Below are 23,412 nucleotides of genomic sequence, written 5' to 3'. Positions count from 1 at the left end.
TTGAAGCCAGCGCGCCGCCGGCATGAGACACCGGCGCGCTTCACGTCCGTTTTGATGTCGCGCGTTTTCACGTACGGGTTAATGCCCATCGTAGGGCGTGCGGCCGGTCGTCAAACTGGTTCACCCTCCATGGTTTTTGTTAGCTGGCTTATAACCCTAAAATGAAAGGAGGACATATGGCGAAGCGTATTGCTTATGTGACCGGCGGTATGGGTGGCATTGGAACCGCAATTTGTCAGCGGTTGCACAAGGACGGCTTTACGGTGATCGCAGGCTGTGGGCCGAATTCGCAGCGTCGCGTGAAGTGGCTCGAAGACCAGAAAGCCGCGGGTTATGAATTCATCGCATCCGAAGGTAATGTGGCCGACTGGGAATCGACGGCTACGGCTTTCGAGAAGGTGAAGAAGGACGTTGGCGAAATCGACGTGCTGGTCAACAACGCGGGCATTACGCGCGACGTCGTGTTCCGCAAGATGACGCACGAAGACTGGACCGCCGTCATCGATACGAATCTCACGAGCCTTTTCAACGTCACCAAGCAGGTCATCGACGGCATGGTCGAGCGCGGCTGGGGCCGCATCATCAATATTTCGTCGGTGAATGGGCAAAAAGGCCAGTTCGGTCAGACCAACTATTCGACGGCGAAAGCCGGCATTCACGGCTTTACGATGGCGCTCGCGCAGGAAGTGGCGACGAAGGGCGTGACCGTCAACACGGTTTCGCCGGGTTACATCGGCACGGATATGGTGCGCGCGGTGAAGCCCGAGGTGATGGAGAAGATTGTTGCGAGCATTCCGGTGCGTCGGCTCGGCGAGCCGCACGAAATTGCATCGATCTGCGCGTGGCTTGCGTCGGATGAGTCGGGTTTTTCGACGGGTGCCGACTTCTCGTTGAACGGTGGCTTGCACATGAGCTAAGTGCACGCCGCGTGCGTGCCGTAGTTTTGTCTCAGTGCGGGAGCGGGCGGCAGCCTGCTCCCGCATTTTTCATGATGCGGCCGCGCGGCGAGGTACCGGGCAAAAAGAAAGCGCGCCGGAAACAGGGATTCCGGCGCACAAGGTTGGCTTTGCGTGTAAAACCGGACTGCAGTGACACAAGACAGGGTATGGATCAGGGCGCGGGGGCACTTCATTTCCCCGTTGTCTCGTTCCATGACTGCTTTAACGGCAGACGCGGCACAAAATTGAGTGTGGAGAATCACGGTTTTTCGATGCGCATGCAGGCAAGCCGCGCCACCGCATCACGCGTACGGTCGTGCAATCAGGTCTGGCGGCTGGAATGAAAAGTGCCGCATCATGGCGCCGACGCATCCGGCAATGCGGTGGCCATGCGTGCCGCGGTGTCCACAGCGCCTGAGGCATCGGCAGTATCGATCCTGCATCGGCACGAGAAGCAATATCCGGCGGGTGGGCTCCCTGAAACGGAGGCAGCAAGTGCAAACCGGCATGTCTTCCCGATCAACGCATCAAGGACGAACGCGGGCTTTTGCGCGCGTCATCGGCCCGTGTCTCATCATCGAGACGAGTGCGATCATTATCCGGACGCCCGCAATGGGCGACTATGCAACGTCGTTTTTCAATTCCCCCGCGCTGGTTTGGGTCACCGGCAGCCTTTTGCTGTTTGGCGGCGTGGCGATCATCGCATTTCATCCATACTGGCGCGGCCTTTCCGCTGTTTTGATCTCGTTGCTTGGCTGGTTCCTCGCTGCGCGGGGCATTGCACTTCTGGCCGTGCCCGGGTTGTATGCCGCGGCGGCCAATGCGGTCACGTCGCTGTTGTTGATCCGCCTCATCTTCGCGGCGCCATTCGCGATCGGCGTGTGGCTGACTTATACGGGCTGGATCGCACGAACGGAATCGACTTGATGAATTCGTCCGGCTCGCGTGTGCTCGCGCTGTTTGCGTGCACACGCGCGGCCGAAGCCAGGATTCATGTGTTACGAGGGATTGAATCGGATCGACGCAGTGCTTGCCTGCAGGGTTTCGAATCGCCAGATAGCGATTCGGCTGCGATTGAAACTGCTGGATGGTTGCGTCAACAACGTTGCGGCGCGCAACTTTCACCGCGGCCCACGATCGACAGTTCCACTGTAGTCAGGCGCTCCCGGTCTTGCGTGCCGTGCGCTTATGGCTTGTCGATTCCTTGCATGGCCCAGCCGACTGCCCAGAATGCAATCGCGGCCGTGCCGAATAACAGGCCGCCGGACCCAAAGAATGCCGCCGAGCCTGCCACCAACAGCCAGACACAGCCAAGAATTTTGAATAGCGTGCCGAGGTGCATCAGTCCGGTAGGTGTTCGCATACCGTTGTCTCCGTCTTCGTGTGCACAGTCAAAGATATTTCAAGTCAATCTATCGATACGAGCGACCCGCCAATGAGCACCTTGATTTGTGATGAGAATTTTCAACGTGTTCAGTGAGGGATGTGTGCCTCTACAGTAATCGGCCATTATGTCCGGCGAAATCAAGATGCCTGAAAAACCAGTTTTTCTCTTTCTGTTTTGAGCCGTGTCATATGGCGCATGCCTCCCTGCAACAAGCTAATCGGATTGAGCGACACTGCCGGTGACGGTCGGCTAATCAATCTGCATTGAACCTTGCGTCGATCGAGGTGCAGGGTGATCACGGCCGCACCGCGCTTCGTGCATGACGTGCCGCTATTCGCGTGTTTTCTGTCGCCAGCCATCAAACGTTTGCATGCTCGATAACCCTTACTGATTTAAATTCCACTTCTTGTTTTTCGTAACGTGCCGAAATCGACATGGTTGAAGTGTAGCGGTGTACGAGCGCCCATAAGGTGTACGCCGTTGTGATGATTGACAAAGCGGGTAATAAGGAACCGCATTGTGGTTGCGCGTATGAGCCGTGAAATTCACCCGGTTTCAGGAACAATTTCAATCGCCGTCATATGCGTGAATGCTTTGCGCAAATTGCTGCCGGTTACGATTTTTTTTGGACCGTCCACCACGTAATGGAGAGGTGATGGAGAAGTGATGGAGAAGGCGGGGCTGCGAACTTTGCCGTGCGCGTCCACGCCAATCCTCACCCCACCTCTAACCGGGTTTAGCCAGAATGCACGTGGTGTATGATGCGTGCGCGATCCGGCGCGGAATGTTCCACTTGGATCGTGGAACGGCGGCGATACCATTCGCGCCGGATTGCACCTGAGCGCCAGTTTCTGTCAGTAGAACTTGAAATATAAGAATAACTAATAGCGTTCAGCCCTGTGCGCACGGATCGTTTGATGGCGCTTTCATTTCAAGATCTGGAAAACGGCCGATATCAGACCGCGCCTACGCCCGCACGTTGGCAAACTTGCATGAATTCGGTCCGACGCGATAACGGGGGTGAGATCCGAATTAAACGGATCTGCGCGCGCCATTGTTCTGCCACGTCAAATCACTGCGAGCGCTCGGCGCGCGCGAGCGATCACCGCATCGGGCGCCCGAAGACCGAACCCGCTGGATCAGCTCTTTCTCGATGTCTGCGGAATGAATGTTGTAGGCACGTGTTGAACCTTCTCGCTTCCGCATTTGGGGCAGCGCGGGTGAGCCGATTGATGTTCTGCAAGATGCTCGACGCTCTCGAACGTTTCACCACACTTTTCGCAGCGGTATTGGTAGGTCGGCATGGCAATCCTCCGGTATCGACTATGCGTCTGCGTATTAGTATGGCTCATGGTGCCGGGAACTCAATGAAGTCGCCAGATTGAATGGCACGTTCGCCGTGGCCTGACAAGAATGGCCTCATCGTGACTTAAGGGCGGCTTGAGGGACGCGACTGGCGCCGAGTGTAGGGTGATGCCGATGGTGATCGAGGGTGCGCTCTTTCCATCCAACGTACACATACCGCTTTCAAGAGGGAAGACATGCCAAAGGATGTGATTGTCTGGGGTATCCTGGGCACGGGAAAGATCAACGACAAGGTTGTGGTGCCCATGAACAGCGCGCCAAAATGCCGGGTCAAGGGCATTGCATCGCGAGATCCGAAGAGGGCTCGAGAAGCCGCCGCGAAATACGGGTTGCCGGTGGCGTACGACAGCTACGAAGCACTGTTGGCCGATCCGGAAATCGATGCGGTGTATATCCCGTTGCCCAACCACATTCACGTGGAATGGGCGATCAAATCCGTCGACGCCGGCAAGCACGTACTGTGTGAAAAACCGATTGGGCTAAATGCCGATCAGGCCGCGCAACTGGTCGCCGCCCGCGACAGGAGCGGACGATACATACAGGAAGCGTTTATGGTCCGCACGCATCCGCAATGGCTCAAGGTGCGCGCGTTGATCGACGAAGGCGCCATTGGCGAACTACGGGCGATAACCGGCGGCTTCACCTATTCCAACACCAACCCGCACGATATCCGCAACCAGAGCGAACTGGGCGGCGGCGGGCTGCTGGATATCGGCTGTTATCCGATTACGACTTCGCGTTTCGTCATTGGGCGTGAGCCACGGCGGGTAGTCGCCTTGATGGAGCGCGACCCGTCGTTCGAGGTGGACCGGCTGGGTTCCGTGATGATGGACTTCGACGGCGTACAGGCGAGTTTCTTTTATTCGACCCAGATTTACCCCTACCAGCGCATGCAGTTTCACGGCACGGCAGGGCGGATCGAAGTTGAAATTCCGTTCAATGCGCCCAACGACCAGCCGACGCGCCTTCTCGTGAGTGAACGCACAAGCGCGGGAGCGATCAACGATCGGCGGGTGGAACTGCCGGTATGCGATCAATATGGCGTGGCCGCCGCGGTGTTTGCACAGGCGATATTGAGCGGCGCTTCACAGGCCATTCCGCTGGACGACGCGTGCGCGAATATGCGGGTGATCGATGCCGTTTTCCAGTCGGCGCAATCGGGCGGCTGGGTGAGCATTCCGGAAAGTTAAGGCAGCCGCGAGCACCCGCGCGCGGGTGTTCGCGCGGGTGCTCGCGGCTGCAACTACCCCATCTTCTGCGGTCCAGCCGCTTTTCACTGTTTCAATGCGCGATCCGATGATCGATCAAATCGTTGACGACGCGCGGATCGGCCAGCGTCGAGACATCGCCCAGCTCGCCGTAATCGCCGTCGGCGATCTTGCGCAGGATGCGGCGCATGATCTTGCCTGAGCGCGTCTTCGGCAGAACCGGCGCCCATTGAATGAAGTCGGGGCTGGCGATTGGGCCGATTTCCCGGCGGACGAGCGCCACCAACGCATTCCGCAATGCCTCGGTCGGCTCGACGCCGACCTTGAGGGTCACGTAGGCGTAGATGCCCTGGCCCTTGAGCGAATGCGGATAGCCGACCACGGCTGCTTCGGCGACGTCGGGGTGCGTGACCAGCGCGCTTTCGACTTCGGCGGTGCCGAGCCGGTGCCCCGAGACGTTCACGACGTCATCGATCCGACCGGTGATCCAGTAGTCGCCGTCCGCATCGCGATAGCAACCGTCCCCTGTGTAGTATTTGCCTTCGAACTGGCTGAAGTACTGCAGCCGCATGCGATCAGGGTCGCCGTACACGTAGCGCATCTGTCCGGGCCACGAATCGAGCATGCACAGACTGCCTGTCCCTTCGCCCTCGATGACTTCTCCCTTTTCGCCGACAATCGCGGGCTGCACGCCGAAGAACGGCCGCGTGGCCGCACCGGGTTTGAGCGTCGTGGCGCCCGGCAGCGGCGTGATAAGAATGCCGCCGGTTTCCGTTTGCCACCAGGTGTCGATCACGGGACACCGTTTTTCACCGACGATTTCGTAATACCAAAGCCATGCCGCCGGATTGATCGGTTCGCCAACGGTGCCGAGCAGACGCAGCGATTTGCGCGACGTCTTCTTGACCGGGCCGTCGCCGTCGCGCATCAGGGCGCGAATTGCCGTAGGCGCGGTGTAGATGATCTGCACGCGATGCTTATCGCAGACCTGCCAGAAACGCGAGCTGTCCGGGTAATTCGGCACGCCTTCGAACATGACCGTGGTGGCGCCATTGGCGAGCGGGCCATAGACGATATAGCTGTGCCCCGTCACCCAGCCAACGTCCGCCGTGCACCAGTAAACCTCACCGTCGTGATAGTCGAAAACATACTGATGCGTAAGGGTGATGTACGTGAGATAGCCGCCTGTGGTGTGCACGACTCCTTTGGGTTTGCCGGTCGATCCGGACGTGTAGAGGATATAGAGCGGATCCTCCGCATTCATTTCTTCGGGCGGGCAGTCGGCGGAACTCTTGCTCATCAGTTCCTCATACCAATGATCGCGGCCTTCGCGCCAGTTGACCTTGCCTCCCGTACGCTTGACCACCACGCATGTGCCGACTGCGGGGCATTTTTCCATCGCCGCGTTGGCGCTTTCTTTCATCGCTATCGTGCGGCCGCCTCGGACGCCCTCGTCAGCGGTGATGAGAATGCTGGAAGCACAGTCGTGAATGCGATTCGCGAGCGCCTCGGGAGAGAACCCACCGAACACGACCGAGTGGATTGCGCCGATGCGCGCGCACGCGAGCATCGCGACGGCGATCTCGGGAATCATCGGCATGTAGATGGTGACGCGGTCGCCGCGTTTGACGCCGAGCGATTTCAGCACATTGGAGAACTTGCAGACTTCCGTATGCAGCTCGCGATAGCTGAGGGTGCGGCTGAAAGACGGATCATCGCTTTCCCAGATAATTGCGGGCTGATCGCCGCGCGTCTGGAGATGGCGGTCGAGGCAATTGCTGCTGGCGTTGAGCGTGCCGTCGTAAAACCACCGGATGCGCAGGTCCTGGCTCGCGAAGGAAACGTCTTTCACATGCGTGTATGGGCGGATCCAGTCGAGACGTTTGCCGTGCTCGCCCCAGAATCCTTCCGGATCTTCCGTCGAACGGCGGTACATCTCTTCATAGCGGGCCGCATCGGCCCAGGCACGCCTGGCCCGGTCTGCGGGCACAGGAAAGGTCTGATGCTCAGACATGGTTTCCTCCTTGAGGACGTCGCGCTGTCACGCGGGCGGCGGTGTGCCCATTCAGCCAGGCCGGCACGCCGCCGTCCAGGTACTGGCCCGTTACGCGGCTTGTGGGTGTGGTTCTGCGTAGGGGTGCGTGGGCAGCACCGTGCGCCCGAAGCTCTCATTGATCACCATTGCCGCGGACGCGTAGAACGCCAGCAAAGCGGTAATCAGGCCCGTATAGCCGCCGAGATGCGTCGCGAGCGCGGACCCGGTCCACACGCCGATGGCGAGGAGCAGATAGGTGATCCAGAGTGCGAGGAACACAAGTTGCACGGACGTGCTGGTGTGCATCGAGCCGATCCACATGTAGAACGTGAACACGCCCCATACCAGTAGATACCAGCCGACGAACGCTGCCGGCACCTTCGTGCCGAGGAATGCGACGAACAGCGCGAAAGACCACCAGAACGCGCCATAACTGAGGAATGCCACCGTCCCGAGCGTATTGCCGCGCGGAAATTCGAGTATGCCCGCAATCATTTGCGCCGTACCGCCGAACGCGAACGCGAGCGCCAGCACGAGCCCCATCGCGTCGGCATTGAACCAGCCGGCGTTGACCATGCTGAGCATCCAGGTTGTGAATGCAAACCCGGCGAGTCCGAGGGGCGCCGGATTGGAAAGATTGCCACCCATGATTTGCCTCCATGGTCATTGTTTCCAATTGCCAACTGCCAACTGCCGAGCAATCGGCGGCGGCATGACGGGCGGCCCGTCGCCGGTTTACTCGACCACATGCCGTGGACGACACGGCATTTACTTCACTGTTGCTCGGTGCGCAAAACGCGTGCCGGATGCGGCACGCGATTGTCTGAAGTTTGATTCGGGCCGCGCACCGGGATGAGCCCGCGTGCGCTGCACAATCACAGCGCTGCCGCGACGCGCACTGATACCCGCAGTAAAAGCGGAATGGTTGATGCTTATTATAGGTCGTCCATCATGGCGCGATATTTCGTTTCGCGCGCGGATTGGCTGGGAATATCAAGCCTGAATGGCGTATTTGCAGCGTTGTCGCCGATTGGATCGGAAGGCGAAGATACGACGTAATCCTGATGGAATTGAAATGCGTGGCGGGCCACGCGTAACGTGATAAACGGCCGGTGTTAATGCGGAAAATCGGCGCACTTCGCGTCAATTACGAGAATGCCTTGGCACGCGCGGTGCGATTTGAGAAGATAGCCCGTCGCGCCAGCGCGCCAAAAAAATCGATGGAGACAGGACGATGACTGCGAGCCGCATGCCCCGCCATGAGGGCATCTTTCCCGTCGTGCCGACCACGTTCACCGAAACCGGTGAACTGGATCTCGAAAGCCAGAAACGCGCGGTCGATTTCATGATCGACGCGGGCTCGGATGGGTTATGCGTATTGGCGAATTTCTCCGAGCAATTCGCGCTGTCCGACGACGAACGCGACGTGATCACACGCACCGTGCTCGAACATGTCGCGGGGCGCGTGCCTGTAATCGTGACCACGACGCACTACGGCTCGCAAGTCTGCGCGGCGCGCAGCCGGCGTGCGCAGGAACTGGGCGCGTCGATGGTGATGCTGATGCCGCCGTATCACGGCGCGACGTTCCGCGTACCGGAAACGCAGATCTACGAGTTCTACGCGCGTGTTTCCGATGCTATCGATATCCCGATCATGATTCAGGACGCGCCTGCCGCGGGCACGGCGCTTTCAGCTGCGTTTCTCGCGCGCATGGCGAAAGAAATCGAGCATGTGGGGTACTTCAAGATCGAAACGCCCGGCGCGGCGAACAAATTGCGCGAACTGATTCGCATCGGCGGCGAGGCCGTGGTGGGTCCGTGGGACGGTGAAGAGGCGATCACGCTGCTGGCGGACCTCAACGCGGGCGCGACCGGATCGATGACGGGCGGCGGCTTTCCGGACGGCATTCGCCCGATCATCGTCGCGCACCGCGAGGGCCGCTTCGACGACGCCTTCGCGCTCTATCAGCGCTGGCTGCCGCTCATCAATCACGAGAACCGCCAGGCGGGATTGCTCGCCGCGAAATCGCTGATGCAAGAGGGCGGCGTGATCGCGTGCGAGCTGCCGCGCCATCCGTTGCCGCCCATGCATCCCGAGACGCGCGCCGAACTGATCGCCATTGCACGCCGGCTCGATCCGCTCGTGCTGCGCTGGGCGCATTGATGTCTTCGCAACTTCATGCACCCATCGAGGAAATCACCATGAATGCGTCGTATGCGTTGGCTGTCGTCGGCGTCGGCAAGATTGCGCGCGACCAGCATCTGCCCGCCATCGCGGCGAATCCGGGCTTCACGCTCGTCGCCGCTGCGAGCCGCAATGCGCAGGTCGAGAGCGTGCGCAATTACACCGATATCGGCGCATTGCTGGCCGCCGAACCCGGTCTCGATGCGGTCTCGCTCTGCGCGCCGCCGCAGGTGCGCTACGCGCAGGCGCTGGCCGCGCTTCGAGACGGCAAGCACGTCATGCTGGAGAAACCGCCGGGCGCGAGTGTGAGCGAAGTGGAAGCGCTGCGCGATCTTGCCCGCGCGCACGGCCGCACGCTCTTCGCGACGTGGCATTCGCGCTACGCAAGCGCAGTTGAACCCGCACGCGCCTGGCTCGCGACGCGCACGATCCGCGCGGTGCACGTGCGCTGGAAAGAGGATGTGCGGCGCTGGCATCCGGGGCAGCAATGGATCTGGGAGCCGGGCGGCCTCGGCGTGTTCGATCCGGGCATCAACGCGCTTTCTATCGTGACGCGCATGTTGCCGCGCGAGGTGCTGCTGCGCGGCGCGACCCTGCACGTTCCCGCCGATTGTTCGACGCCGATCGCAGCCGAACTGGACTGCATCGATACCGATGGCGTGCCCGTGCGCGCCGAATTCGACTGGCGGCACGGCCCGGTCGAGCAATGGGAGATCGACGTCGAAACGACGGATGGGCTATTGGCGCTGAGCGAAGGCGGCAAGCGCCTCGTCATTGCGGGCGAGCCCGTTGCGCTTGCACCCGAGCGCGAATATCCGGCGCTTTACGAGCGCTTTCACTGGCTGATCGCGCACGGCGCGGAAGATGTCGACGTGCGCCCGCTGCGTCTCGTGGCCGATGCGTTCCTGCTCGGCCGTCACGTCGAAGTCGAACCTTTCGGTGTTTGACAAGTGGTTGATCAACCAACCATCAATCGCCGATCAACCAGCAGTCAACCACCAGTCAATCACCGGTCAACCACGAACCGGCCGCTCCGGTTCGAGCGCCGCACCGCCGAGGATCGTGTTGGCGTCGGCGCGCGCGTTGTCGAGCTGCACGACGCTCGCCTGGCGCGCGGCCAGCGCGTCGTGATGCTCGATTGCCGTGAGAATCGCCTTGTGGCGCGGCAGTGAAAGGGCGTGCGTATTCGGGTGCCGGCTCGTGAGCTTGATCGATTCAGAAAGCGCGAGCGAGAGCATATTGCCGATATACGCGAGCATGTCGTTATGCGTGGCCGCCATGATCGCGCGGTGAAATTCCAGATCGGGTTCGAGCAGTTCGGCTGCGGTGCGCGCACGTTCCATGCGCGCGTAAGCGGTGCGGATACGCGCGACGTCTTCCTCGCTGCCCGAGATGGCGGCGAGCGCGGCGGCGGCGGGCTCGATGATCTGGCGCACCGTCATGAGCGACTGGAAAAACGCGCCTTCGGGAATGCTGTTGACGGTCCAGTAGAGCACGTCCGGGTCGAGCATGTGCCACTCTTCGCGCGGCCGCACCACGCTGCCCACGCGCGGCTTGGAAACGACAAGGCCTTTGGCCACGAGGACGCGCGTCGCCTCGCGCAGCACCGGACGGCTCACGCCGTACGCTTCGCAAAGCGTCGGCTCGGGCGGCAAGCGCTGGCCCGGCGCGAACCGGCCACTGACGATTTGCATGCCCAGTTCCTGCACGATGCGGCCGTGCATGCTCTTGCGATTCTGCAGATTGCGATAATTCATTTTTTCCCGGCTGGTGCGGTCTGGCCGGTTACCCCCTCGTTGGTGGTCAGTGCGCGCCGTTGGAGCGCATCGCGCGGTATTCCCGCCGCACGATGTCCATCAGCTCCGGCACCGACGTTTGTGCGCTGTGCTGCTCGAACGTCACGCGGCCGCGCTGCATGAGCATGATGCGGTCGGCGATGTCGAGTGTCTGCGCATAGTTGTGCATGATCATAATAATTGAGAGCCCCCCTTTTTCCTTGAGGCGCAACACGAGATCGATGATGAGTGCGGCCTCGCGCGCGCCCATCGCGGCGAGCGGTTCGTCGAGCAGCAGGATCTTCGCATCGGAATGGACGGCGCGCGCCACCGCGATGGCCTGGCGCTGGCCGCCCGAAAGGCGCTCCACGGGCAAATCGACCGAAGGTACATGCACGCCGATGTCGTCGAGACACTGCGCTGCGAGTTCGCGCATGCGGGCATGATCGAGCAGACGGAACGGGCCGCGCCGCACGATTTCTCGGTTCAGGAACATGTTGTGATAAATGCTGAGCGAATTTGCGAGCGCGAGATCCTGATACACGCACTCGATGCCGAGCGCGCGTGCGTGATCGACGGAGCGCATCAGCATTTCCTGGCCATTCACGTAGAGCGTGCCGCTCGTCTGCTGATGAAACCCGGTCAGGATCTTCACGAGCGTGGACTTGCCCGCGCCGTTATCGCCGAGGATGCCGAGAATCTCGCCTTTGCCGAGCGTAAACGACACGCCGTCGAGCGCCGTCACCGCGCCGAAGCGTTTGACGAGGTGGTCGCCGCGCATCGCAAGCGCGGCGCTTTCCGCAACGTTTGCTGCCGCGTTTGCAGACGCGTTAGCTGACGCGGCTGCGTCGGGTTGCCGCTCGACCGGCTCGACCATTAGCTGCTCCCTTTGCGCCGGATTCGTCCGACGTGAATGTTGAAGACCATCGCGGCGAGAATGGCGGCGCCGAGGATGATGTTGAACGTGAACGCGTTGATGCCGATGAGCGTGAAGCCGTCGTTGAGAATGCCGAGCACCGCCGCGCCGATCAGACCGCCGATGATCGTGCCCGAGCCGCCCGTGAGCGGCGTGCCGCCGATCACGGCGGCGGCGATGGCGAGAAAGGTGATCTGGTTGCCGCCGGCCTGCGGATCGATGGAGGTGATGCGAAAGCCTTCGAGAATGCCGGTGAGGCCCGCGAGCATCGCGGCGATGATGAAGTTGCCGAGCCGCAGCCGGTTCACGTGAATGCCCGCCTCGCTCGCGCCGAGCGGGTTCGCGCCCGCCGCCTGCGTATGCAGCCCCCAGCGCGTGTGGCGCAGCAGAATATGCATGGCGATCGCGAGCCCGAAGGTCCAGAGTATTTCGCTGTAGCCCCACGCGCCCATGATGTTCGCGAAGGTCGTCGATCCCGGCGCCTCGACCGGCGTGCCGCGCGAGACCGTGAGCGTGATCCCGTTGATCAGAAAGAGCGTGCCGAGCGTCGTCACGAACGAGGGCAGACGCAGCCACACGGTGACCGCGCCGTTCACGAAGCCGACGAGCGCCGCCGCGGCGAGTCCCGCGATCAGCGCGAGCCACATGGGTGTGCCCGCATCGTTCGCGAACACCATCATGAACGGCGCGAACGCGAACACCATGCCCGCCGAAAGATCGATATCGCCGCCGATCATCAGCATGATTTCGCCGAACGCGATGATCGCGACCGGCGCGACGAATTGCGAGAGATTGACGAGACTCGCATTCGTCAGAAGGAAATCATGATTGGCGAACTCGAAGTACGCGGCGAGCAGCACCGCGACCAGCAGAATGCGCAGCTCCGCTGACCACTGTGCGAGGAGGAGCCCGCGCGGCCGCGCGGGCCGCGCCGGGACTTCGACTTTGCGGGGTTCGTCCACAGTACCCATCACGATTTGATCGGGCCTCTCATTTGAAGGATCTGCGCCTTGGTGCTCTTGCCTTCATAGCGCGTCGACGTGTTGAGGTACGGCTCGACCGTGTCCTTCGTCACGAATTTCAGGCCCGTGTTGACGTTCGCCGGTCCGACGAGGCCACCCGAAGCAAGCGTCACGAACGCCTGCATCACCGTATAGAAGCCCTGCACGTACGGCTGCTGGTCGATGGTGAAGTCGAGGAAGCCTTCGTGGATGAGCTGGACGGTGGTCGGCAGCAGATCGAAGCCGCCGCCGTGCACGCCCTTCGCAGGCAGGTTCTGTTCCTTCATCACCTCCGCGACGCCCTGCGTGCTGCCCGCGTCGACCGCGAACATGCCCTTCAGGTCCTGGTGGCCGAGGTAAAACGCCTTGATCTTCGAGAGTTCCTCGTTGACGGTCGCGCCCGTCGCCACGGTCTGGATGTCGATCTTTTTGCCCGACTTCTTGATCGCGTCGGATGCGCCGTCAAGACGCGGCTGGATGTTCAACTGGCCCGGCGTCGCGATGAAGAGGCCGACAAGGCCGCTGTCGATGAGGCTCACGATGCGCTCGCCCATCTGGTAGCCCGAGAGATACAGGTCCTGGCCGATATACGAGAGACGCGGGTTGCTCTTGCCGCGCGGTGCATCGGCGTTATAGGCGAACACCGGAATGCCCGCGTCAAGCGCCGCCTGGATCGGCTTGTCGAACGCAGTGGGGTCGACGATGGGGACCGCAATCGCGTCGGCCTTGGCGGCAATCGCGGCGTTCACGGCGCGCACCATTTCGCCCGCATCCGAGGTGGCCGACCCGGTCCACTGATAATCCATGCCGAGCAGCCCGCACGCGTCCTGAATGCCGTATTGCGTGGGCACGAAGAACGGGTTCGTCGTGACGTGGTTCACGAATACGACCTTCCACTTCTTGTGCGCGGGGAATGGCGCTTCGGCAGCCTGTGCCGCCGAAATCAGTCCGCCCGATCCCGCGCCGAGCGTGCCGAGCAGCGAAAGCGCCGCGCCGAGTCCCGCACCCTGCAACAGGCCGCGTCGGCCTGCACTTACGTCGTCCTGCCGGTCTTGCCCGCCTTCCCGTTCTTGCGCCATGTCTTCCTCCGGTTGTTTTCGTGGATCAAGTGCATGCACATTCACGACGGCACCGGGCGGCGCGCCGACGTCCCTGGAGACGCCGCGGATTGAAGGATGTGGAGACCGTGCCGAACGGTACGTCGAAAATGGTAATGCAGCGTTTTCACGGGGCCTAATGCACGTATACCCGTAATAAGTCGGACTATTGTCAGGTGCGGCAGGATCGATTCGCGTGCGCCATGCGTGCCATAGATGCCATAGATGCCATACGCGCCGTACGGCACGCCTGCCGCGGCCCGCCGATGCGCGAGCGGACCCGCCGCGCCGATCCGTATGTCCATTGGTGCGACGACGTAGCTCATGCGCGTGGCGGCGCCGAGGCGAGCTTCGCCTGGTCGAGCGGCGCGGCGTTGCGCGTTCGCGTGCCACGGTTCATGGGCGCGCCCATGCCGGTTCCCGCCGACTTGCGCCGCGCCGCGTGCCGCTCGGTTGCGCGTTGGAGCAGACAAAACGCGCAGAGCAGCGCGCCGATCACGATACGCGTCCACCACGAACTGAGCGTGCCGTCGAACGTGATGAGCGTCTGAATGGTTCCGAGAATCCCCACGCCGAATACGGAGCCGATCACATAGCCCACGCCGCCCGTGAGCAGCGTGCCGCCGATCACGGTGGCGGCGATGGCGTCGAGTTCCATGCCTTGCGCCTGCAGCCCGTAGCCCGAAAGCACGTAAAGCGTGAATACGACGCCGCCGAGCGCGGAGCAGAAACCCGAAAGCGCGTAGACGCCGATCTTCGTGCGCGCGACGGGCAGGCCCATGAGCAGCGCAGAGCGCTCGTTGCCGCCGATTGCATAGACGTTGCGGCCGAAGCGCGTGAAGTGGGCGATGACGATGCCTGCCGCGAGCATGGCGAGCGCGATCAGCGCGCCCGTGTTCAGCGAGCCGCTGCCAATGGGGATGTTGAACTCCGAAAGCGCATGAAAATCCGCGCTGTTGATCGGGATGGACTGCGTGGTGATCAGAAAACAGGTGCCGCGCGCGAGGAACATGCCCGCGAGCGTGACGATGAACGGCTGCAGCCGGAAATAGTGGATCAGTGCGCCCATGCCGGCGCCGTAGAGCGCGCCGCAGGCGAGCACGATCGGCACGATGACGGCCACGGGCCAGTGCAGGCGTTCGGACATCACGGCGCAGAGGATCGTGGCGAGCGCAACGACCGCGCCCACCGAAAGATCGATGCCGCCCGAGATGATGACAAACGTCATGCCGATTGCGACGATCAGCAAGAACGCGTTATCGACCAGCAACCCGAACAGCACCTGCAGCGAGAAGAATCCGGTGTACATCACCGAGCCGAAGCCGAACAGGGCGACGAACAGCAGCACCGTGACGGCGATGGGCAGCACGCGCGGATCGGCGAAGCGCGCGGCGCTGCGGCGGCAGGCGGCGAGCGGTGCGAAGGGCGGGGCGAAGCGGCTCATGCGTTCGGTTCCTCTCTTTCTCAGGCACGCGCACGCGCTCGCGCGCGGCGCACATTGGCGGCCCGCCGCAGTTGCTGCGCGGCAAACGCACGGGCCGCCGGCGACTGGATCAGCGTCACGAGCAGCACGACGACGGCCTTGACGACGAGCGTGGCCTCCGGCGGCACGCCGATGGAATAGGTCGTATACGTGAGCGTCTGGATGATGAGCGCGCCGAGCACCGTGCCCGCGAGGCTGAAGCGCCCGCCCGCGAGCGAGGTGCCGCCGAGCGTGACGGCGAGGATCGCGTCGAGTTCGAGCAGCAGGCCCGCGTTGTTGCCGTCGGCGCTGCGCACGTTCGAGCTGATGAGGATGCCTGCGATGGCGGCGGTCAGGCCGCAGAACGCGTAGGTGCCGAACACCACGGCCTGCGACGACAGACCGGCGAGCCGGGCCGCCACGGGATTCACCCCGATCGAACGGATGAAGAGTCCGAGCGCGGTCTGGTTGACGATGAGCACGGTGACGATCGTGACGGCGAGCGCGATCCACACGTCGCACGGTACGAGCGCGAAGTAGCCGCCGCCCGCGAACAGATAACCGGGCGCGCCGATGGGAATGATCTGCCCGCCGGTGAGCAGTTGCGCGACGCCGCGCCCGGCCACCATCAGGATCAAGGTGGCGATGATCGGCTGCATGCCGACGAAGGCCACGAGCAATCCATTCCACATGCCCGCGAGCAGGCCCACGGCGAGCGCCGCGCCGAAGGCGGCGGGCACGCGCGACGGATCGTCGGCGAGCACGGTCGCAGCAGCGGCGCCTGCGATGGCCACCACGGCGCCCACCGAAATGTCGATGCCGCGCGTGGCGATCACGAGCGTCATCCCGAGCGACACCACGACGAGCGGTGCGGCGTTCATCAGAATGTCGATGGGCGCGCCGAACAGGTGCCCGGAGAGCAGGGTGATCGAGAGGAAATTCGCGCGGTGCGCAACGTCGATGGCGAACAGGCACACGAGCGTCGCCGCCGGCCATACGAGCGGATTCCGGAACAGCGTGGACAGGCGCATCATCGGCGGCCTCCGGCGATCAGGTCGTAGACCTCGTCTTCGGAGCGGCCGTGACCGTTCAGCTCGGCCACCTTGCGGCGGTCGCGCAGCACGGCGATGCGGTCGCTCACGCGCACCACTTCGCCGATCTCCGACGAGATGAACAGAATGCCGAGCCCCTTCGCGCACAGCGCGCGCACGCGATCCATGATTTCGAACTTCGCGGCGACGTCGATGCCGCGCGTGGGCTCGTCGAGTATCAGCAATTTAGGCTCCGTCGCGAGCCAGCGTGCGAGCAGCACCTTCTGCTGATTGCCGCCCGAGAGCAGGCCGATGGGCTGCTCGGCGTCGTGCGCCTTGATGCCGAGTTGCGCGATGTATGCGTTGGCAAGCTCGCGTTGCCGCGCGCGGCTGATCATGCGCCACCAGCCGCGTCGCGCCTGCAGCGCGAGCACGATGTTCTCGCGGATCGAGAGGTCCGCGACGACGCCTTCCTTCTTGCGGTCCTCGGGACAGTACGCCATGCCGTGGCGCACCGCATCGCGCGGCGAGGACAGCTTCACGGTTGCGCCGCCAATCGATACGTCGCCCGTGTCCGCGCGCTCCGCGCCGAACAACAGGCGCGCGGTTTCCGTGCGCCCGGAGCCGAGAAGCCCCGCGAGACCGAGTATCTGGCCAGGCTGCACGTCGAGGTCGAGCGGACTGAGCACGCCGCGGCGCGCCACGCCGCGCGCGCTCAGATAAGGCGCGGCCTGTGCGCTGTTCGCCGGGGCCGATTGCGTTTCGACCGGTTCGAGCCGTTCGCGCGCAAGCTGCTGGCCGACCATCTTCGCGACCAGCGTTTGCACGGGCAGATCGGCTGCCGGATATTCGCCTTCGCGCTCGCCGTTGCGCATGACCGTGATGCGATCGGAGATCGCGTAGGTCTGTTCGAGAAAGTGCGTGACGAACAGAATCGCGATGCCCGCGTCCCTCAGCTTGCGCAGGACTTCGAAAAGCCGCGTGACTTCGCTGTCGTCGAGGCTCGAAGTCGGTTCGTCGAGAATCAGGATGCGCGCATCCACCGACATGGCGCGTGCAATCGCCACCATTTGCTGCATCGCGATGGGATACGTGTCGAGCGATTGCGTGACGTCGAGCGCGAGATTCAGTTCGCCGAGCGCTTCCTCCGCGCGTCGGTGAATCGACTTCCAGTCGATCAGGCCGTGCCGCCGTGGCTGACGCCCCGCGAAGATGTTTTCCGCGACCGAGAGATTCGGGCAGAGATTCACCTCCTGATAGAGCGTCTGAATCCCGGCCGCTTCCGCTTCAAGCGGCGTCGAGAATTGCACCGGCGCGCCAGCGAGCCGGATTTCTCCTGCTTCGGGCTGATGCACGCCGGTCAGGACGTTGATGAGGGTCGATTTACCGGCGCCGTTCTGACCCATCAAGGTGTGGATCTCGCCGGGAAAGAGCCGGAAATCGACGTTCACGAGCGCGCGCACGCCCGGAAACGTGCGCGACAGCCCGTGGGTTTCAAGAATCGGAGAGGCGCTCATAAAGTGACCGGTACGCAAGAGCGGGTGGCACGCACGAGGCGTGTCACCCGCCGCCTGCGGATTTCAGTACTTGCGCGACGGCAGCACCTGCGCCGCCACGTTCATCGGGAACACCGTCTCGTTCGTCACGATGCGCTTGGGCAACTGCTTGCCCGCCACGACGTCCTTCACGGCGGACATCAATTGCGGCCCGAGCAGCGGGCTGCATTCGACGTCGACGTTCATCTTGCCCGCGATCATCGCCTCGAAGCCGCCCTTGGTCGCGTCGAACGACACCACGCTGATGTCCTTACCCGGCTTCAAACCGGCTTCCTCCATCGCCTGGATCGCGCCGAGCGCCATGTCGTCGTTATGCGCGTAGACCACGTTGATCTTGTTGCCGTAGGTCTTGGCGAACGCCTCCATCACCTGCTTGCCGCCCGCGAGCGTGAAGTCGCCGCTCTGCGACGCGATGATCTTGAACTTCGGATCGTTCTTGATCACTTCCATGAGGCCCGCATGGCGATCGTTGGCGGGCGCGGAGCCCACTGTGCCCTGGAGCTCGACGATGTTGACCGGACCGGCGTCGTTCTTGTAGTGCTCTTCAAGCCAGTGGCCGCCGCGGTGGCCTTCCTCCATGAAGTCGGAGCCGATCATCGTTACGTAAAGCGAAGTGTCCTTTACGTCGATATTGCGGTCGGTAAGGATCACCGGAATATGCGCGCGCTTTGCTTCCTGCAGCACCGGCTCCCAGCCCGATTCGACCACGGGCGAGAACGCGATCACGTCCACTTTTTGCGCGATGTACGAGCGGATCGCCTTGATCTGGTTTTCCTGCTTTTGCTGGGCGTCCGAGAATTTCAGGTTGATGCCCGCATCTTTTGCCGCCTGTTTGACGGACACTGTATTGGCGGTCCGCCACGCACTTTCCGCGCCGACCTGGGCGAAGCCCAGTGTGATCTGCTTGTCCTCGGCGTGGCCGGGGCCTGCCGCGAATGCGAACGCGGCCGCCATGAGCCCGCCCGCGACCATGCGAGTTGCCAGTTTCATGCGTGTCTCCAATGTAGCTTGCGTTGTATTCGTTTAATTCAGGGCGCTACACCCATCGTCCAATACGGCCGGAAACTTCCACGAGCGTGGCGCGCCTTTGAGACTGCCAACATCACTACCGAGGTCAATAGTCAAACCATATACACGGAGTATTGGGGTTTCGATGGGTGTTTACCCGGTCGCTTCGGTGCATATAGTCATGCTATTTATAGTACATCGTCACCAAAAAGGCACTGCCATGAACGCGCATACGAAGAAGCTTCGCTCGGCCGCGTGGTTCGGTACGGTCGACAAAAACGGCTTCATGTATCGAAGCTGGATGAAGAACCAGGGTATCCCCGATCACGAGTTCGACGGCCGGCCGATTATCGGCATCTGCAACACCTGGTCCGAACTCACGCCTTGCAACGCGCACTTTCGCCAGCTTGCCGAGCGCGTGAAGCGCGGCGTCTACGAAGCCGGGGGTTTTCCCGTCGAATTTCCGGTGTTCTCCAATGGGGAATCGAATCTGCGGCCTACCGCGATGTTCACGCGCAATCTCGCCTCGATGGACGTCGAAGAAGCGATACGGGGCAATCCGATTGACGCCGTCGTGCTGCTTGTGGGCTGCGACAAGACCACGCCCGCACTGCTGATGGGCGCCGCGAGCTGCGACGTGCCCGCAATCGTCGTGAGCGGCGGGCCGATGCTCAACGGCAAACACGAAGGGCGCGATATCGGCTCGGGCACCGTGGTCTGGCAGTTGAGCGAGCAGGTGAAAGCCGGGCGCATTTCGATTCATGAATTCATGTCGGCGGAAGCGGGCATGTCGCGTTCGGCGGGCACCTGCAACACCATGGGCACCGCTTCGACCATGGCCTGCATGGCCGAGGCGCTCGGCGTGACGCTGCCGCACAACGCGGCGATTCCCGCCGTCGATGCGCGCCGTTATGTGCTCGCGCAACTTTCCGGCATGCGCATCGTCGAGATGGCGCTGGAGGATCTGCGCCTCTCGAAGCTGCTCACACGCGAGGCGTTCGAGAACGCGATCCGCACGAACGCGGCCATCGGCGGCTCGACCAACGCGGCCATTCATCTGAAGGCGATTGCGGGACGTATTGGCGTGCCGCTAGAACTCGACGACTGGACCCGCATTGGGCGCGGCACGCCCACCATCGTCGATCTGCAGCCCTCGGGCCGGTTTTTGATGGAAGAGTTCTACTACGCGGGCGGCCTGCCCGCCGTGTTGCGCCGTCTTGGCGAAGCCGGGCTGCTGCCGCACCCGGACGCGCTCACCGCCAACGGCAAATCGCTCTGGGAGAACGTGCGCGAAGCGCCCATTCACGACGCGGAGGTGGTCCGGCCGCTCGACAAGCCGCTCGTGCACGACGGCGGGCTGCGCGTGCTGCGCGGCAACCTCGCGCCGAACGGCGCGGTGCTGAAGCTATCGGCGGCGACGGCTTCGCTGCTCAGGCATCGCGGACCCGCCGTGGTGTTCGAGGATTTCGACGACTACAAGCGGCGCATTGCCGATCCCGGTCTCGACGTCACGCCCGACTCGGTGCTCGTGATGAAGAACTGCGGACCGAAGGGTTATCCGGGCATGGCCGAGGTCGGCAACATGGGCTTGCCGCCGAAACTGCTCGAAGCGGGCGTGACCGACATGGTGCGCATTTCGGATGCGCGCATGAGCGGCACCGCGTATGGCACCGTGGTGCTGCACGTCGCGCCCGAGGCGCGCGCGGGCGGACCGCTTGCCGTCGTGCGCGACGGCGACTGGATCGAGCTGGACTGCGACGCGGGAACGCTGCGCGTCGATATCGGCGACGACGAGATTCGCGCGCGTCTCGCGCAGTGGGCGAAGACGCAGGAGGATGAGCCCGTGCAGCTCGGCGGCTATCGCAGTCTCTACATCGACCACGTGCTGCAAGCCGATGAAGGCTGCGACTTCGATTTCCTTGTCGGCTGCCGCGGCGCCGACGTGCCGCGGCATTCGCATTGAAGCGGGCTGCGGCTCGTATCGACGCGATCCGGATCAGGAGGACAAACCGTGAATGCACATGACGGTTCACGAACGCATCGAGCGATGGACCGCGCAGCGTCGGCATGCGCGAAGGCCCGTTTTTAAGGGCGATGTGAAGGTGAACAAAACGAAAATGGCCCGCACTGTCTGCGGGCCATTTCGGGGCGCGGGCGCCGGGTCGAAACCACCGGAATACCCACGTCAGAGCGCTTCGAAGCGCAACGGCGATTCATCAGCTCAATAGCTTACTGGCCTTGCTGCGACGAACCGTTCGCCACGCCGCCGACTGCGGCGTTTTCAGCAGCGACGCGGGCTTCGGCAGCCTGAATGTTTGCCGGGTAGTCATACGGGTTCGCGCGCGACGGGTTGTAGCCGGCCTTTTCGATCTGAACCAGTTCTGCACGCACTTGCGCGCGGGTCATCGGCTGGTTCGATTGGGCGAAAACAGCAACCGGAGCGGCAAGGGTAGCGGCGATAACAACAGCTTGAACGAGCGATTTCATGACTATTACCTCCAAGATTTGTCTTTTTCGGCTGCCGAAAGGGTTGTATGCAGCACTGAGGCAAGTGTAGGAGTCTGTAGGATTAGGGTAAATACCTAAAAAACGAATTCACTGTTCTCCGCGCGTAAACAATCCGGACTGAACAGGGCTGCTGAGCATCGATTTTTGACCGGATCCGCGGCAATACGGCCAATGAGGCGGAACCGCCGGCCCATGCGGCGCGCGAGCGCGGCAACAGCGGAGCGCCACGGGCGCCGGAGCCGGATTTCGATGCTTTTGTCTGATGATTAAACCGACCAGGGTGGCCGGCTTGCGCGTCTGGGCGACGGCGAGGCGCACACCGGCCGGAGCCGGTGTGGCCTGCGACGAGAGAGCGGGTTTGCGTCAGGGAATGCGGCGACGGGCCGTCGCACAGGCACAGGCGGCCAAGGCGCGACGCGTCACTTCACGGTCTGGACGACTTCGAAACCTTCGAACTCCGGATGACCGAGATACAGCGTGCGGCTCGTGCTACCCGCGGTGCGATGCGCCGCGCGAAACGCGTCCGAGCGGGTCCAGTCCTCGAACGCCGTGCGGCTCGCCCACACGGTGTGGCTCGCGTAGAGCACGTGGTCGTCGCGCTGCTGGCCTTTGAGCAGATGAAATTCGACGAAACCGGGCACGTCCTTGAGATGCGTGTCGCGGTTGAGCCACACGTCCTCGAAGGCGGCTTGCTCATCCAGCGCAACCTTGAAGCGATTCATGGCGATATACATGCCGTGGTCCTCTTCTGTTTCGATGTCGGTTCAATGCCGGCTCGATGCGCCGCGCGCGCTCACGCCGGACGGACTTCGATTATAGGCGCGCGATGCCTGGCTCAAGCCATCTCGCCGACCATCTCGTTCACCTCGACCGGCACGCGGCGTGCAAGCGCGCACATGAGTTCATAGCCGATCGTGCCCGACGCCTCGGCGACTTCGTCCACCTTCACCCGATCGCCCCAGAGTTCGACTGTCGAGCCAATGGCCGCTTGCGGGCACGGCGTGAGATCGACGGTCAGCATATCCATGGAAACGCGCCCGACGATGCGCGTGCGCACGCCATCGACGGCAATCGGCGTGCCGCTCGGCGCGTGGCGGGGATAACCGTCGGCGTAGCCGCATGCGACCACGCCGATTCGCATCGGCTGGTCGGCCCTGAACGTGCGCCCGTAACCGACGGTTTCTTGCGGCGCGAGCGTTTGCACGCCGATGATGCGGCTCGTGAGCGTCATCGCCGCGCGCAGTCCGAAGCCCGCAACGTCGCGCGCGACGCCCGTGGGCGACGCGCCGTAGAGAATCGTGCCGGGCCGCACCCAGTCGCGGTGCGCGCGCGGATGCCAGAGCACGCCCGCCGAGTTCGAGAGCGACTGCTCGCCGGGCATGCCCTGCGTGACGGCATCGAATTCGTCGAGCTGCCAGTCGATGGCGCCGTCATCGGCCGTGGCGAAATGGTTCATGAGTCCCACGGAGCCGACCGACGGCAGCGCCTTTGCACGCTCCCACGCGTCGCGGAACACCTGCGGACGAAAGCCGAGCCGGTTCATGCCGGAGTTCATTTTCAGCATGATGTCGATGAGCCGGCGCGGCCTGGCCGCCGCGAGCAGTTGCAACTGCTCGTTGCAGTGGATAGCGACGGTGAGGCGATGGCTGTCGGCGAGTTCGACGTCGACGGGCTCGAAGATGCCTTCGAGCAGCAAGATCGGCTTCGTCCAGCCGAGTTCGCGCACGCGCACCGCTTCGTCGAGATCGAGCAGGGCGATGCCGTCTGCCTGCGCGAGCGCGGGGTAAATGCGCTCGATGCCGTGACCGTAGGCGTTGGCTTTAACGACGGTCCAGACCCGGGACGTCGGCGTCATCTGCTTGATGAGTCCGATGTTGTGGCGGACGGCTTCGGGATGAATACGGGCGGTGATGGGACGCGGCATGACGGTTTGTGATTCG

General features: G+C 62.8%; 22 protein-coding genes. 6 read left to right on the top strand and 16 right to left on the bottom strand.

All coding sequences use genetic code 11. The annotated features are described in order from the left end of the window. The first annotated feature begins 176 nt into the window (after nt 1-176). Nucleotides 177-917: a 3-ketoacyl-ACP reductase gene (locus Q0L30_RS20640; protein ID WP_296660466.1), complete on the top strand. Its 741-nt coding sequence runs from the start codon at nt 177-179 to the stop codon at nt 915-917. 378 nt (nt 918-1,295) lie between these two features. Continuing rightward, nucleotides 1,296-1,865, top strand: a complete 570-nt coding sequence (locus Q0L30_RS20635; protein ID WP_296660463.1) for a hypothetical protein — start codon at nt 1,296-1,298, stop codon at nt 1,863-1,865. Nucleotides 1,866-2,124: 259 nt separating this feature from the next. Here the strand turns inward: Q0L30_RS20635 and Q0L30_RS20630 are convergent, their stop codons facing one another. The 3 genes from Q0L30_RS20630 to Q0L30_RS20620 all read right to left on the bottom strand — a co-directional run bounded on the left by Q0L30_RS20630 (nt 2,125) and on the right by Q0L30_RS20620 (nt 3,629). Next, nucleotides 2,125-2,301 carry a hypothetical protein gene (locus Q0L30_RS20630; RefSeq protein ID WP_293037650.1) on the bottom strand — a complete coding sequence of 59 codons (177 nt, stop codon included), beginning with the start codon at nt 2,299-2,301 and terminating at the stop codon, nt 2,125-2,127. A gap of 569 nt (nt 2,302-2,870) precedes the next feature. After that, complete coding sequence (locus Q0L30_RS20625) at nt 2,871-3,032, bottom strand: hypothetical protein (protein ID WP_296660459.1); 162 nt, start codon at nt 3,030-3,032, stop codon at nt 2,871-2,873. 432 nt (nt 3,033-3,464) lie between these two features. Next, nucleotides 3,465-3,629 (bottom strand): zinc ribbon domain-containing protein, encoded by a 165-nt coding sequence (locus Q0L30_RS20620; RefSeq protein ID WP_293037656.1) that lies wholly within the window; start codon nt 3,627-3,629, stop codon nt 3,465-3,467. A gap of 237 nt (nt 3,630-3,866) precedes the next feature. Between Q0L30_RS20620 and Q0L30_RS20615 the strand changes: the two genes are divergently transcribed. After that, nucleotides 3,867-4,880, top strand: coding sequence for a Gfo/Idh/MocA family oxidoreductase (locus Q0L30_RS20615; protein ID WP_296660454.1), 1,014 nt, complete (start codon nt 3,867-3,869; stop codon nt 4,878-4,880). A 91-nt stretch (nt 4,881-4,971) separates the two neighbouring features. Here Q0L30_RS20615 and acs read toward each other — a convergent pair whose 3' ends face one another. Next, nucleotides 4,972-6,912 (bottom strand): acetate--CoA ligase, encoded by a 1,941-nt coding sequence (acs, locus tag Q0L30_RS20610; protein ID WP_296660451.1) that lies wholly within the window; start codon nt 6,910-6,912, stop codon nt 4,972-4,974. 90 nt (nt 6,913-7,002) lie between these two features. Further along, the gene (locus tag Q0L30_RS20605) at nt 7,003-7,581 is read right to left on the bottom strand and encodes an acetate uptake transporter (protein WP_296660449.1); all 579 of its coding nucleotides are present in this window, start codon (nt 7,579-7,581) and stop codon (nt 7,003-7,005) included. Nucleotides 7,582-8,167: 586 nt separating this feature from the next. Between Q0L30_RS20605 and Q0L30_RS20600 the strand changes: the two genes are divergently transcribed. Continuing rightward, nucleotides 8,168-9,097, top strand: a complete 930-nt coding sequence (locus Q0L30_RS20600) for a dihydrodipicolinate synthase family protein (protein WP_296660446.1) — start codon at nt 8,168-8,170, stop codon at nt 9,095-9,097. A gap of 38 nt (nt 9,098-9,135) precedes the next feature. Further along, nucleotides 9,136-10,065: a Gfo/Idh/MocA family oxidoreductase gene (locus Q0L30_RS20595; protein WP_296660444.1), complete on the top strand. Its 930-nt coding sequence runs from the start codon at nt 9,136-9,138 to the stop codon at nt 10,063-10,065. A gap of 66 nt (nt 10,066-10,131) precedes the next feature. Here the strand turns inward: Q0L30_RS20595 and Q0L30_RS20590 are convergent, their stop codons facing one another. The 8 genes from Q0L30_RS20590 to Q0L30_RS20555 all read right to left on the bottom strand — a co-directional run bounded on the left by Q0L30_RS20590 (nt 10,132) and on the right by Q0L30_RS20555 (nt 18,928). After that, complete coding sequence (locus Q0L30_RS20590; RefSeq protein WP_296660441.1) at nt 10,132-10,875, bottom strand: FadR/GntR family transcriptional regulator; 744 nt, start codon at nt 10,873-10,875, stop codon at nt 10,132-10,134. Between the two features lie 46 nt (nt 10,876-10,921). Next, the gene (locus tag Q0L30_RS20585) at nt 10,922-11,674 is read right to left on the bottom strand and encodes an ATP-binding cassette domain-containing protein (protein WP_296660523.1); all 753 of its coding nucleotides are present in this window, start codon (nt 11,672-11,674) and stop codon (nt 10,922-10,924) included. 95 nt (nt 11,675-11,769) lie between these two features. After that, nucleotides 11,770-12,780: an ABC transporter permease gene (locus Q0L30_RS20580; RefSeq protein WP_296660522.1), complete on the bottom strand. Its 1,011-nt coding sequence runs from the start codon at nt 12,778-12,780 to the stop codon at nt 11,770-11,772. Next, entirely contained in the window at nt 12,780-13,889 is a 1,110-nt protein-coding gene (locus Q0L30_RS20575) for a sugar ABC transporter substrate-binding protein (RefSeq protein WP_296660438.1), read from the bottom strand. Before Q0L30_RS20575 ends, Q0L30_RS20580 begins: the two co-directional genes overlap by 1 nt. Before the next feature lie 340 nt (nt 13,890-14,229). Further along, on the bottom strand, nt 14,230-15,351 hold the full coding sequence (gene yjfF, locus Q0L30_RS20570; protein WP_296660436.1) for a galactofuranose ABC transporter, permease protein YjfF: 1,122 nt from the start codon (nt 15,349-15,351) through the stop codon (nt 14,230-14,232). Nucleotides 15,352-15,371: 20 nt separating this feature from the next. Beyond that, a complete protein-coding gene (locus Q0L30_RS20565) occupies nt 15,372-16,403 on the bottom strand; it encodes an ABC transporter permease (RefSeq protein WP_367277846.1) in 1,032 nt (343 codons plus the stop codon). Next, entirely contained in the window at nt 16,400-17,917 is a 1,518-nt protein-coding gene (locus Q0L30_RS20560; protein WP_296660432.1) for a sugar ABC transporter ATP-binding protein, read from the bottom strand. Before Q0L30_RS20560 ends, Q0L30_RS20565 begins: the two co-directional genes overlap by 4 nt. 63 nt (nt 17,918-17,980) lie before the next feature. After that, complete coding sequence (locus tag Q0L30_RS20555; protein WP_296660520.1) at nt 17,981-18,928, bottom strand: ABC transporter substrate-binding protein; 948 nt, start codon at nt 18,926-18,928, stop codon at nt 17,981-17,983. Nucleotides 18,929-19,184: 256 nt separating this feature from the next. Here Q0L30_RS20555 and Q0L30_RS20550 point away from each other — a divergent pair, with 256 nt between their 5' ends. Further along, nucleotides 19,185-20,927 carry an IlvD/Edd family dehydratase gene (locus tag Q0L30_RS20550; protein ID WP_296660429.1) on the top strand — a complete coding sequence of 581 codons (1,743 nt, stop codon included), beginning with the start codon at nt 19,185-19,187 and terminating at the stop codon, nt 20,925-20,927. A gap of 266 nt (nt 20,928-21,193) precedes the next feature. Here Q0L30_RS20550 and Q0L30_RS20545 read toward each other — a convergent pair whose 3' ends face one another. The 3 genes from Q0L30_RS20545 to alr form a co-directional block, all read right to left on the bottom strand. Then, entirely contained in the window at nt 21,194-21,451 is a 258-nt protein-coding gene (locus Q0L30_RS20545; RefSeq protein WP_293037673.1) for a DUF4148 domain-containing protein, read from the bottom strand. Nucleotides 21,452-21,891: 440 nt separating this feature from the next. Beyond that, on the bottom strand, nt 21,892-22,206 hold the full coding sequence (locus tag Q0L30_RS20540) for an antibiotic biosynthesis monooxygenase (RefSeq protein ID WP_296660425.1): 315 nt from the start codon (nt 22,204-22,206) through the stop codon (nt 21,892-21,894). A gap of 101 nt (nt 22,207-22,307) precedes the next feature. Continuing rightward, nucleotides 22,308-23,396, bottom strand: a complete 1,089-nt coding sequence (gene alr / locus Q0L30_RS20535) for an alanine racemase (protein ID WP_296660422.1) — start codon at nt 23,394-23,396, stop codon at nt 22,308-22,310. Nucleotides 23,397-23,412 lie beyond the last annotated feature (16 nt).

This window comes from Paraburkholderia sp. (assembly GCF_024281035.1).
Taxonomy (GTDB): Bacteria; Pseudomonadota; Gammaproteobacteria; order Burkholderiales; family Burkholderiaceae; genus Paraburkholderia.
This window is presented reverse-complemented; position numbering and strand designations above follow the sequence as displayed.